Below are 11,647 nucleotides of genomic sequence, written 5' to 3' on the forward strand. Positions count from 1 at the left end.
TTTCATTGTGTTATAAAATAAAAATTTAAATTTCGCAATTATAACATAAATGATAGAAAAAAGGATGAGTTTTATAAAAAATTGTAGAAAGGTGGGAAAATCCCACCAAAAATATTAACGTTTAGAGAATTGTGGGCTTCTTCTTGCTTTGCGGCGTCCATATTTTTTACGCTCAACAGTTCTACTATCTCTAGTAAGAAGTCCTTTAGGTTTTAATAAAGCTCTAAAATCAGCATCCATAGCTGCTAAAGCTCTTGAAATTCCATGTCTTAAAGCTTCAGCTTGAGCACTATAGCCCCCGCCTAAAGTAGTTGCTTTAATATCCATTGAAGTTTCTTGTTTAGTCACAAGTAAAGGTTGAACCACTTTAAGCTTAATCGCCTCGTGTCCACCAAGCCAAGTGTTTAAATCAACACCATTAACACTAATTTTACCACTACCTGGTTTTACCCATACCTTTGCGATAGCAGTTTTTCTCTTACCTGTTGCGTATGTTGTTGCCATGATTATTTTCCTTCTTTAGCAATTTGCGCAGTGTGTGGGTGCTCACTACCCGCATAGATTTTTAATTTTTTAAGCATAGCTCTGCCCAAATTTGTTTTAGGAAGCATACCTCTAACTGCTAATTTATATAATTTTGCAGGATTTTTTTCAAGTAAATCACCAAATTTTTCGCTTTTTACACTTCCAAAATATCCTGAATGTCTATGATAAAGCTTATCTTCTGCTTTATTAGCACCTGTAAATACAGCTTTTGAAGCATTGATGATAATTACATAATCACCACAATCAACATTTGGAGTAAAGCAAGGCTTGTTTTTGCCTCTCAAAATTGTTGCTACTTCAGTTAAAAGACGGCCAAAGCGTTTGCCTTCTGCGTCTAAAACAATCCATTCTCGTTTTACTTCGTTTGGCTTTGTTATCTTTGTCATAATTTTTACCTTTGCCAAAAATTTAAAATGTGATTGTATAAAAAATAATATTAATTTTTACTTAATTTAAGTAAAAATAAAGTTTATATTTCCAAAATTTGAATTTCATTTTCCAAACAATAAACTATAAAAGCACGCACTTTATCTTTTTTTAAAATTTCACTAATGGCAATCTTATAAGTTCTTACTTGCTCTTTATGTTTATCTTGCATAGCAAGACCTGTTTTATAATCAATTATGAAAGCTTCTTCATCTTTTAGAGCAAGCAAGTCTAATTGTTTAATTTCTCCATTAAAACTCAAAGCTTGCTCTTTTAAAAGCTTTCCATCGCTAATTAAATTTTGAAATTGAGTATTTTTCAGCAAAATTTCAATTCTTTTAAAAAGCTTTTCAAAATCACTCTCATCTAAAAAATGCCTAAATTTGCTCTTGCATCTTTGAGTAAGTATTTGAAAATTTTCACTCTTAGGGAGTTTTAAATTTTGCATAAAAAAATGAAAAGCATTTCCAAAATATAGCTCTTTACTATCAAGCTTTTCTTCACTTTGAACTTCTTGTGGGCTAATTTTTTCAAATTTTTGTAAAGCTTGAATACTTTCTTTTTTAACACTTAAAATTTGCTCTTTGCTTTCTAAAAAACCTCTCTCTTGAGAATGTATATTTAAAAATCCCCCCTTAAAATAACTTGGATAATTTCCATTTACACTTTCTTCGTTTCTTTTTATGATAATCAAACTTTCCTTAGCTCTTGTAAAAGCCACATAAAGTTTATTAATATCATCTTCATAATTTGCTCTTGTAATATTTTCTTTAAAAAGGGTATAAATAGGCTCTTTAGTAAGCTCTCGAATTTTATCTTTAATATGGAGCTGCCAACCTTGATTGATATCATATTCAAGCATGATATCTTCATTGTTTGAATTGTTTTTAGATAAACTATCTAGCAAAATCACATGATCAAATTCCAAACCCTTAGATTTATGCACACTCATAATACTAATACCCATATTTTGTTCGCTTACTATTTTCAAAGTACAAGGCTCAAATAAAAGCTTTAAAAAATTTTCCTTAGTTTTAGCATATTCGATAAATTGCATTAAAGCAATATCATTTAAATCAAGTTTTAATTCTTTTATTAAAAAAAGTATATTTTCCATAGCATTTTTTGAAAAATCAAGGGTGATTTTTCTCGGCTCAAAACCTAAAAGTTCTTTTAAAAATACCAAGTAAAACTCATCACCAAAAATACAATATTTAGCATATTCCAAAACAAGTCTTACGCTTGCTTTATTTTCAAGTAAAACATTGCTTTGAGTAAACGCAGGAATTTTTTGCTCTCTTAAAAAATCCAAAACCATATCTGCATCGCTATTTTTCCAACACAAAATACAAATATCATCATAAGAAATATTTTTAGATCTTAAAAAATTAATTTGCTCAAATAAAGTTTCTAAAGTCTTTTCCTTGATTTCTTGGGCTTGGTTTTTAACCTTTTGTTCTTTAGATTCCACAATACGCACAAAACCACCTTTTTTACTTTCTAAGGCAAATTGCTCTTTATAATCTTTGATTTTTTCTTTAAAAGTTTCATTAACAAAATCAACCAAAAGCTCTTTAGAACGATAATTAGTATTTAAACTATCACTTTTAATTTGACTAAATTCTTGTTTTAACAAATCAAATAATTCTTTTTTTCCTTTACGAAAGCGATAAATACTTTGTTTTTTATCTCCTACGTAAAAAAAAGTGCGATTTTTCTTAACTCCTTCTCCTGAAACAAGCTCAGCGATCAAAGGGCGTAAAATTTGATATTGAATCACGCTTGTATCTTGAAATTCATCAATAAGCAAATGCGAAATAAAACCATCTAAACGAAAATAAATCATATCCTTAAATTCACTGGTTATTAGCTCATAAACTTTTTTACTCACATCTTGGAAATTTAAGGTATTTTTATCTTTATGAAATATATTTTTAGCTTCACTATAATGATTTAAAAGATTCATTAAATTAGCAATTTTATAATTTTCAAGCTCTATAGCATAAGTATTTAAAGCATTTATAAGCTCCATTCTTTTTGTACTAAAATGCAAGTTAGTGCTTTCTAAATCTTGTAAATATTTTGTACTTTCAAATTTTGTCATAAAGCTTGATTGTATAAACACGGATAAATCTAAAACTTCGCTTTTAAAATTGTCACACAAATTTTTATAATTTTTTACATGAGTAAGACCCAAACAATAACTTCTTAACTCACTATAGGCTTTATTGATATAAGCTTTAGATGGATTTGGAATTTTAGGAAGATTTTGAAAATAAGCATTCTCATAAAATTTTTCAAGCTCGTTAAAAAAATTTTCTTTCTCATCAACTAAATTAATATAATAAGCCAAATCTTTTAATTCATCTTTTTTAAGAAGTTTTAAAAAAATCTCTCTTACATCAAGCTTCTCTTCACTCATTGTAAAATCACTACTTAAGCCCAAATTTAAAGCAAAAACACGCAAAATTTTTCCGAAAAAAGCATCAAAAGTGCTGATTTTTAACTCTGTTCTTAAAAATTCTTCTTTTTTAGCATCTCTTAAAGAAATAAGCTCTTCTTTATCTTTACCTAAAAGCTTGCAAAGTTCATTGCATTCACTGGTTTTATTTTCTTTTTCTAAGTTTAAAAAAGTCTCAATAATTCTTTTTTGCATTTCATTAGCAGCTTTTTTGGTAAAAGTCAAAGCTAAAATTTCATTAATCCTAACTCCTTTTAAAATAAGTGCTACAAAACGCACACTCAGGGCAAAGGTTTTTCCGCTTCCCGCACTCGCTTCTAATGCCAAAAAAGGCTCAAATTGACTCATTTTAATTCCTTTTTATAAATGAGTTTATAAGGACAATACTCATCTTGTTCATTTTCAAACTCTATTTCTTCCTTGCTCATAAGAACCAAATCTTTAAGTCTTTCTCTCAGCTCATCTAAACTTTTAGCTTTTTGGTGCAATATTTGCATGCTATTTAAATCATAAAAACCTACGCTTGCATTTTCATCATATAAGGCTTGGTAAAAAGCAAGTTGATAAGAATTACTTGGTACTTTTCCACTTTTATAATCAATGATCAAATTACCTTCTTTTGAACTATCGATACGATCTATAGTGCCCTTAAGTTTTATACTATCTGCTCCAAGCTTTAAAATATTGTTTAACTCAAGCTCTGTATGTGCGACATAAAAGCCTTTTGAAAAATGCTCTTTTTCGTTTTTAGCAAATTGTATAAATTTTAATTTAAATACTTCAAGATCAAGTTCACTGATATTGTATTTTTGATATTCTTTATCCAATAAATTTGTAAAAACTTTTATATCAAAATCATTATTTGCATAATTTTTATAATAAATTTCAAGCATTTTATGGATGAAATTTCCTTGATTTTTCGCTTTGCTTTCCTCGCTTAAAACCCTAGGTTCTGCTAAATTTAAAATATAACGATAATAATAAGTTCTTTTTTGATTTTCCAATAAATTAAAACGACTAAAAGAAAGTGGAAACTCGAAAGGATTATGCCTTAAAATAGGAGCTTTTATAGGAGTTAGATTAGGTTTTATACCTTCATAGTCTAATTTTAAAGCATTAAGATAAGCTTTTTGGTGGATATGAGTTTCATAAAAAAAGTCAAAATCAAGTTCATCTAAAAAACGTGATTTGCTTTTTTCTTCATTTTCCACAAAGCAAATACTTACTTCTAAAGCATTCTTCATCAAGCTTTCATAATAAAATCTTTGTAAATTTTCTCTTCTATCATAGCTAATCAATCCTGCTTTTTTACGCACTTCATTGTTTAAAAAAAGTTCATTAACACTTCTTTTGGGAATAAATTCTTCATTAAAATCAACCAAAATCACCCCATCAAAACAAAGCCCACGACTTTCTAAAAGTCCCATTACCGTAACCTTACCTCCACCTACATCACTAAGGGAAAGTTGTGAAATTTGCATGAAAAAAAGATGGATCAACTCTTTAAGAGTTAAAGACTGATTTTTTAATAAATCTTTAATAAAATAAAGTTCTTTTCGTATCAAATAAATAAGTTCTTGCTTTTCATTTTCTAAAAATAAAGCAAGTAATTTTTCAAAATATTCAAAATCACATTTCTCATCAAAATACTTTTTAAACTCTATAAAATCAAGCTTTAAAGAATGTAAAAGTGTATTGTGATAATCAAAAATCATCTGCGTGTCTTCAAAATAATCCTCTTGATTTTTATAAACAAAAGAAGCACTACTAGCACTTTCATAAAGTGCTTGAAATTTTTGATAAAATAAACTTTCTTTAATACTAATCCCACTTGCAAAATTAAGCATATTGTCTTTATCAAAAAGTCTTAAAAACTCACAAAAACTTTCATCTGGAGTTATAACTACAATATTTTCAGACTCTAAACCTTTGCGTACAAAATGTGAAATTTCATCCATAACAAAAGCGCATTGTAAAGCCCTTAATTCAAAAGATTTGAGTTTAATTTTTGAATTTTTTGTTTTAAAAATTTCTTCTTTTAAAATCTCTTGTTTTGAAAGATTGATTTCATAATGAGTGTTTATTTTTAAATCAAATATTTTTAAAAAATCAAGTTTTGAAAGATATTCAAGATTAAATTTACTTGTTTTAAAACTTAAAACCACTTCTTTAATCTGAGAAATTTCACTTAATAAATTTTCTTCAAATTTACTCAAAAAACCTTGCAAATCATAAACTATAGCTTCATACTCATCTAAAAAATCTTTATTAAGAGTGTAATTTTTAGGTAAAGAAAGATCATCATAAAAAGAATTTTTTTCAAGTAAAGCAAGATAATTTTTATATACCTCATCTAAAATTTCTAAATGTTCATTATAGGTGGCATAATAATCATTGTTTTTAAGATCTTCTATGCTTTTTTTTTCTAAACTAAGTTCTTTAAAAAAAGAAAAAAGATATTCGTTATTTTTCAAAAAAGCAAAAAATTCTACCGAAATTCCTAGTTTTTTTTCTAAATCCTTACTTTTTAGACAAGCTTCTTGCATTAAAAGCAAACTTTCATAAGAACTTGCCTTATGAAAATTACTCAAACAAACTTTATCTAAAAATTCACCTATATGAATAGCACTATCTAATAAAGCATTTTGCTGTTTTTTTTGGTTATAATACTCTCTAATTTGTCTTGAAGAACTAAAAATTCTTAATTTCATTGAGCATTTAATTCGTAGCTAAAAAAACCCACTGTTTCTTGATTTGCATAAAACTTTAGCTTAAGCTCCCATCTACCTTTATCTAATTTAGGTAAAGCGATACTTAAAATTCCATTTTTAACTTGTCCTTCTAACTTTTGATCAAAATTTTTAGTGAATGGTCTTGTAAGAAGAACTTGAACTTTTAAATCATCAGAATTTATATTTTGTAATGCAGAAATTTTAAAATTTGCAACATAGGAATTTTGATCCACTTCATAACTAGGAATTTTTCTTTTACCTATAAAAGTGATTTTATCATTTTGAAAATTTACTTTAAAAAATTTATCAAAATTTACTTGTTGTTTTTGTATTTGATTGTAATTATTTTCAACATTTTGATAAGAGTCAAAATAAAAATCATCCTCATATACAGGATGGTGACTTGCTATAAAAATCGTTACAATACAAGCAATAATTATAGCCAAAAGTGAAAGCAAAATACCATAAGGCCAAAAACTTCTTTTAGTTTCTAACATTTTTTTTCCTCTTTATTCTTCTTTGTGCATAGTATAACAATGCAAAGCAAATAAATCCATAGATAAGTATTCTTAAGATATTGATAGTATCACGATTTGCATTGCCTATAGAATGTTCTAATTGTAATCCCAAGGATTTTGCCACACGATCTACAATATCTGCATAACCATTAAGTATAGCAGCATTATAAATATCACCTTTATTTGTAGCTAATATCGGCAAAATAGATCCTGTTCCAGGATAAGGACTAAGCACGGATTCTTTATCAATCAAAGCTAAAGCACCTTTTGAGCCCACTATATCAACTTTGTGAGAATTTTTTGACAAAAGAAGCAATATATAAGATTGAGGAAGTTCTTTTTGTTTATTTAATAAAGTTTCAATTTCAGTTTCATCACCAACCATAACGCCGATAAAAATATTACTTTTTTGGTAAAGCTCTTTTCCTATAAGATTAATCTCATTACTTACTTTTTGACTTAAAATATTTTCATTAAAAAGTACAGCATCAAGAGCAAAAACCCTAGAAGGCAATAAAACAAAGAAGAAGATGGCTAAAAAAAAGCCATCTTGTAATATTTTTTTCATCCTATATGAAGATGATTTACAGTTAAAACCGACCAAGCGGTGATTGCAGCAGCAACAACTAAACCAATAACAATTAAATATTCCAAAGCCTTACTCATTGTGCTTCCTTTATACTTCTATGATCTTGTTCTTTTGAACCAAACATCTTTACACTTTGTGCATCTTTAAGACTATATGGCTTTTGCATCACTTCTTGCTGAGCTTTAAGACCCCAAATAGTTAAAACTACTAAGATAGCAAGTAATAAAACCGTAGCAATTAACATACCTGTAACACCTGAAAGAGAAAACACGCATCTATTATTATTTTCCATCATTCACCCCTTGAAAGAGAAATTACATACTCGCCAACAGCTTCTTTTTGAATATCATTAAGTGTTGGAAAACTCGGCATTGTTCCTATAAAACCAGCCTTACCACTATGTAAAACATCTACTACAAAAGCTGCAGAACCGTATTTTGTAAGATCTGGGAACATTCCATCTTGACCTTTTCCATCTTCTCCATGGCATGCTGCACAAGTTGCATAAGCTTCTTTACCTTTTGCTACTAAATTTTCATTTGCAGTTTTCTTAATAGCTGAAAGATCTTTTGCTACATAAGCAGCAATAGCAGGAATATCTTCTTCTGCCACACCTAAATCAGCAGCACCAAGCATTTCTCCACCTGGAAAATTCATACCTTTTGAACCATGTTTAATTACATTGATTATACCTTCTTCGCTACCCCAAATATTTAAATTTTGAGCTTTACCATTGATACCATCGCCTGTAATTCCATGACAAGCTGAACACTGAACTAAAAAGATATTTTGACCCATTGCTATTTTATCTTCAGGAGATAAATTTTTAAATTTTTCTTCGAATTTTGTATTATGAGTTGCTACTTCTTCATTGTATTGACCTATACTTGAAAAAGAATTTAAAGGATATCCCCATAGAAAATACCAAATAGCCCAAACAATAGTCAGGAAAAATACCACAGCCCAACCAATAGGAACAGCATTTTTATACTCTCCTATTCCATCCCAACTATGTTCACTAAGCTCTGACTCGCCCTTTTTTTCTTTCATTTGCTTAAACATTCTACTCACAATAACTAGTGTGATTAAAATGATAAGAATAGCTCCAATTAAAGATAAGAGATTAACATTGTCTTCTAAATTTAACCATTGCATTAAGCACTCCTTTTACTTTCTAATACACTATCATCAATATCATCTTTTAAGGCAAGGTTTGCATAATTTTCATAATTTCTCTCACCTTTTTTTTCTGTTCTATATAAATGATACCAATACGCATATAATACTATTGACAAAAACATCACGAGTGCAAAAAAACCATAACCTTGAAAAATCTCCCACTCATGTTTTTGAACTGTTGCTAAATCAAATGTGATTAAATTTTTAATCACATCAAAAACTATTGATAAATGTTCCATCATCTTACTTTAAGCTATTTAAATAAGCGATCAAAGCAACTATTTCTTTGATTTCACCTTTAGCAAAAGCATCTTTTACTTCTTGATTTTTCATTTGATCAACTATAGCCTGAGCTTCAGCTTTTACTTCAGCTTGCGCATCCTCCCAAGAACCAAGTTTTGTTCCATTTTCTGTATCATAAGGAACATTGAAAACTTTTTTCACGGTTAAAGCCTCAGCATAAGCAGTTTCAATATCTGCATTATTTTTAAACATATGCTTATATGAAGGCATAATAGAATCTGGAACAACAGAAGTAGGATCCCACATATGATTTTCATGCCAATCAGCTGTTCTATAATTTCCTACACGAGCAAGATCAGGTCCTGTTCTTTTTGAACCCCAAAGAAAAGGTCTATCATAAGCAAATTCACCACTTACAGAATACATACCATAACGATCTGTTTCTGATTTAAATGGACGAATAAGCTGTGAATGACAAGCATTACAACTATCTTTAATATATACTGCACGCCCTGCAAGTTGTAAAACCGTATAAGGTTTTTTACCTTCAATTGGTCTTGCATTTTCTGCAAAATTTGGTAAAACTTCAACTATGCCTGCATAAGCAATCACTACAAAAACAGCTACAGCAAAAAAGAATGGATTTTTTTCTAACCAACTAAACATATTTTCTCCTTTTTATGCTGCCATAGGCGAAGCGCTTTTTGGTTCTTTATCAAGCACTCTTCCACAAGCAATTGTTTTGTAAATATTATAAGTAAACATAAAGAAACCGATAAGATACAACAATCCACCAATCGCTCTAATCCAATAATAAGGAATAATAGCCACAACAGTATCAATAAAGCTATAAAGCAAGTTACCATACTCATCTGTCGCTCTCCACATCATACCTTGAGTAATACCCGCAATCCACATTGAAGCAAAATAAAGAACTATACCTGTGGTTTGGATCCAAAATTGAGCTTCCATTAAAGATTTACTATAAAGCTCTCTTTTGAAAACTCTAGGAGTCATATGATAAAGAGCAGCCATAGTCATAAATCCTACCCAACCTAATGTTCCATCATGAACATGTCCTGGAATCCAATCTGTAAAGTGTGCTAAAGCATTAACAGACTTAATTGAAAGAATTGGCCCTTCAAGTGTTGAGAACATATAGAAAGTTGATGCCAGAATCATAAATTTAATCAATGGACTCTCGCGAAGCTGGCTCCACTCACCTTTCATAGTAAGTAAGATATTAATCGCTGAACCCCAAGAAGGTAAAATCAATACTATAGAGAAAACCGAACCCATAGTTTGCATCCAATCAGGTACAGTTGAATAAATCAAATGGTGACCACCTGCCCAAAGATAAACAAACATTAAGCCCCAAAATGCAAATAAAGAGAGTTTATAAGAGAAAATCGGCTGACCACTTTCTTTTGGCAAGAAGTAATAAATTTGGGCAATAATACCCACAGTAAATACAAATGCCACAGCATTATGTCCATACCACCATTGTACTAAAGCATCATTTGTTCCTGCATACATTGATACACTATGCCACCATTTACCCATTCCAGTAACAAAATAAGTTGGTACTTCCATGTTGTTAAAAAGATAAAGCATAGCTATACCTAAAAATGTAGCTATATAATACCATAAAGAAATATAAAGAGTTTTTTCACGGCGAATTCCAATAAGTCCAAAAATACTTACACCCCATAAAACCCAAACAAGAACAACAAGAATATCTAAAGGCCACTCAAGCTCTGCATATTCTTTAGATGTAGTCACACCCATAAACAAAGATATAACAGCTAAAACCATAGTAAGCATATAAAGCCAAAAATGAAGCTTACCAACAGCCATTAAAAATCTTGACTCAGCCATACTTACCTTAAGAACACGCTGACCTATATAATACCAAGTTGCCCAAATCCCTGAAAGCATAAAACCAAAAATCACACCTGAAGTATGAAGTGGTCTAAGTCTTGAAAAAGTAGCATATTCTCCTGCTAAATAATTTAAGTTAGGATATGCCATTTGAAAAGCTATAAGAGTTCCTATAGCCATACCAACAATGCCAAACAATACGGTTGTAAACATAAAATATCTTGCAACCGTATAGTCGTAATTTAATACATTACCTGGATGCATCGACTTTCTCCTTAAAATTTTTGATAACAAGAGAATATTATAGAATATTAATTATACATTTTTTCTTAAAAATGATAATTTTGTTAATCATTTGTTATGCTTTATATTTTAAGGCTAAATCAGTCTTATTTATTGATATTTATCTTATAACCTAAACTTGGTACATTTTTTATAAAATCTTCACCCACTTTATCTCTTACTCTTTTAATAAAAGTTCTAACAGCAGTATCACTTACATGTTCACCTATCCAAACATTTTTCTTTATATCTTCATGCAAAACCAAAGCTCCAGGTTGCTTTAAAAGCAAAGAAATAAAAGCTAATTCTTTTTTAGTTAAAACAATTTCTTCACCATTGTAAATCAAAGTTCTTTTAGTTTTGTTAAATTGATATTCTTCAGAAATTTTTACAAGCATATTTGCTTCAATTTTTTCGCCTATCAGATAATCTAAAACTTTAAACAACTCTTCTATATCAACAGGTTTGATCAAATATTTATCTATACCAATATCAATAGAACGCAAAAGTCTCTCTTTCTCTGAATGCGCACTAAGAACAACAATTGGGACATCATCTGAAATTTCCTTAATCTCTCTTGCCATATCAAGCCCATCCATAATAGGCATAGCAATATCTGTGATAACTAAATCCGGCTTAAATTTTTTAAATTTTTTAAGCCCCTCATCTCCATTTTGAGCTCCGATTACTTTACTAAAGCGTTCGCTTAATACATTAATCAATGATTCTCTAGTCTTAATTTCATCTTCAACTACTAATATTATCAATTCTTTACATTCTTGTGACATTT

At 29.5% G+C, this 11,647-nt stretch carries 13 protein-coding genes; all 13 read right to left on the bottom strand.

Annotation, left to right across the window (positions count from 1 at the left end; genetic code table 11):
* Positions 1–114 precede the first annotated feature (114 nt).
* Positions 115–504: a 30S ribosomal protein S9 gene (gene rpsI, locus AJ932_RS07665; protein WP_002851459.1), complete on the bottom strand. Its 390-nt coding sequence runs from the start codon at positions 502–504 to the stop codon at positions 115–117.
* Between the two features lie 2 nt (positions 505–506).
* Positions 507–932 carry a 50S ribosomal protein L13 gene (gene rplM / locus AJ932_RS07670; protein ID WP_002779321.1) on the bottom strand — a complete coding sequence of 142 codons (426 nt, stop codon included), beginning with the start codon at positions 930–932 and terminating at the stop codon, positions 507–509.
* A gap of 83 nt (positions 933–1,015) precedes the next feature.
* Complete coding sequence (locus AJ932_RS07675) at positions 1,016–3,781, bottom strand: RecB-like helicase (protein WP_070210365.1); 2,766 nt, start codon at positions 3,779–3,781, stop codon at positions 1,016–1,018.
* Entirely contained in the window at positions 3,778–6,144 is a 2,367-nt protein-coding gene (locus AJ932_RS07680) for a PD-(D/E)XK nuclease family protein (protein WP_070278694.1), read from the bottom strand. Before AJ932_RS07680 ends, AJ932_RS07675 begins: the two co-directional genes overlap by 4 nt.
* Positions 6,141–6,662, bottom strand: coding sequence for a FixH family protein (locus AJ932_RS07685; RefSeq protein ID WP_002862138.1), 522 nt, complete (start codon positions 6,660–6,662; stop codon positions 6,141–6,143). Before AJ932_RS07685 ends, AJ932_RS07680 begins: the two co-directional genes overlap by 4 nt.
* The gene (locus AJ932_RS07690; protein WP_002870878.1) at positions 6,649–7,251 is read right to left on the bottom strand and encodes a hypothetical protein; all 603 of its coding nucleotides are present in this window, start codon (positions 7,249–7,251) and stop codon (positions 6,649–6,651) included. Before AJ932_RS07690 ends, AJ932_RS07685 begins: the two co-directional genes overlap by 14 nt.
* Positions 7,248–7,349: a hypothetical protein gene (locus tag AJ932_RS07695; RefSeq protein ID WP_002858872.1), complete on the bottom strand. Its 102-nt coding sequence runs from the start codon at positions 7,347–7,349 to the stop codon at positions 7,248–7,250. The genes AJ932_RS07690 and AJ932_RS07695 overlap by 4 nt, the downstream gene beginning before the upstream one ends.
* Positions 7,346–7,567 (bottom strand): DUF4006 family protein, encoded by a 222-nt coding sequence (locus tag AJ932_RS07700; RefSeq protein ID WP_072223679.1) that lies wholly within the window; start codon positions 7,565–7,567, stop codon positions 7,346–7,348. Before AJ932_RS07700 ends, AJ932_RS07695 begins: the two co-directional genes overlap by 4 nt.
* Positions 7,564–8,427 carry a cbb3-type cytochrome c oxidase N-terminal domain-containing protein gene (locus AJ932_RS07705; protein ID WP_044779978.1) on the bottom strand — a complete coding sequence of 288 codons (864 nt, stop codon included), beginning with the start codon at positions 8,425–8,427 and terminating at the stop codon, positions 7,564–7,566. Before AJ932_RS07705 ends, AJ932_RS07700 begins: the two co-directional genes overlap by 4 nt.
* Positions 8,427–8,690, bottom strand: coding sequence for a cytochrome c oxidase, cbb3-type, CcoQ subunit (locus AJ932_RS07710; RefSeq protein WP_002851307.1), 264 nt, complete (start codon positions 8,688–8,690; stop codon positions 8,427–8,429). The genes AJ932_RS07705 and AJ932_RS07710 overlap by 1 nt, the downstream gene beginning before the upstream one ends.
* Positions 8,691–8,694: 4 nt before the next feature.
* Positions 8,695–9,360 (bottom strand): cytochrome-c oxidase, cbb3-type subunit II, encoded by a 666-nt coding sequence (gene ccoO, locus AJ932_RS07715; protein WP_002855439.1) that lies wholly within the window; start codon positions 9,358–9,360, stop codon positions 8,695–8,697.
* A 12-nt stretch (positions 9,361–9,372) separates the two neighbouring features.
* On the bottom strand, positions 9,373–10,839 hold the full coding sequence (ccoN, locus tag AJ932_RS07720) for a cytochrome-c oxidase, cbb3-type subunit I (protein WP_044779979.1): 1,467 nt from the start codon (positions 10,837–10,839) through the stop codon (positions 9,373–9,375).
* Positions 10,840–10,964: 125 nt separating this feature from the next.
* Entirely contained in the window at positions 10,965–11,645 is a 681-nt protein-coding gene (gene bumR, locus AJ932_RS07725) for a butyrate response regulator transcription factor BumR (RefSeq protein ID WP_070275962.1), read from the bottom strand.
* Positions 11,646–11,647 lie beyond the last annotated feature (2 nt).

The sequence above is a fragment of the Campylobacter sp. BCW_6873 genome, assembly GCF_001762365.1.
GTDB classification, from domain to species: Bacteria; Campylobacterota; Campylobacteria; order Campylobacterales; family Campylobacteraceae; genus Campylobacter_D; species Campylobacter_D jejuni.

Bases quoted from the DNA above. Each gene is read 5' to 3' on its own strand.
- AJ932_RS07705 (WP_044779978.1), bottom strand. From the start codon at position 8,427: ATGCAATGGTTAAATTTAGAAGACAATGTTAATCTCTTATCTTTAATT.
- ccoN (WP_044779979.1), bottom strand. From the start codon at position 10,839: ATGCATCCAGGTAATGTATTAAATTACGACTATACGGTTGCAAGATAT.
- AJ932_RS07690 (WP_002870878.1), bottom strand. From the start codon at position 7,251: ATGAAAAAAATATTACAAGATGGCTTTTTTTTAGCCATCTTCTTCTTT.
- AJ932_RS07710 (WP_002851307.1), bottom strand. From the start codon at position 8,690: ATGGAACATTTATCAATAGTTTTTGATGTGATTAAAAATTTAATCACA.
- rpsI (WP_002851459.1), bottom strand. From the start codon at position 504: ATGGCAACAACATACGCAACAGGTAAGAGAAAAACTGCTATCGCAAAG.
- AJ932_RS07700 (WP_072223679.1), bottom strand. From the start codon at position 7,567: ATGATGGAAAATAATAATAGATGCGTGTTTTCTCTTTCAGGTGTTACA.
- ccoO (WP_002855439.1), bottom strand. From the start codon at position 9,360: ATGTTTAGTTGGTTAGAAAAAAATCCATTCTTTTTTGCTGTAGCTGTT.
- AJ932_RS07680 (WP_070278694.1), bottom strand. From the start codon at position 6,144: ATGAAATTAAGAATTTTTAGTTCTTCAAGACAAATTAGAGAGTATTAT.
- bumR (WP_070275962.1), bottom strand. From the start codon at position 11,645: ATGTCACAAGAATGTAAAGAATTGATAATATTAGTAGTTGAAGATGAA.
- AJ932_RS07685 (WP_002862138.1), bottom strand. From the start codon at position 6,662: ATGTTAGAAACTAAAAGAAGTTTTTGGCCTTATGGTATTTTGCTTTCA.
- AJ932_RS07675 (WP_070210365.1), bottom strand. From the start codon at position 3,781: ATGAGTCAATTTGAGCCTTTTTTGGCATTAGAAGCGAGTGCGGGAAGC.
- AJ932_RS07695 (WP_002858872.1), bottom strand. From the start codon at position 7,349: ATGAGTAAGGCTTTGGAATATTTAATTGTTATTGGTTTAGTTGTTGCT.
- rplM (WP_002779321.1), bottom strand. From the start codon at position 932: ATGACAAAGATAACAAAGCCAAACGAAGTAAAACGAGAATGGATTGTT.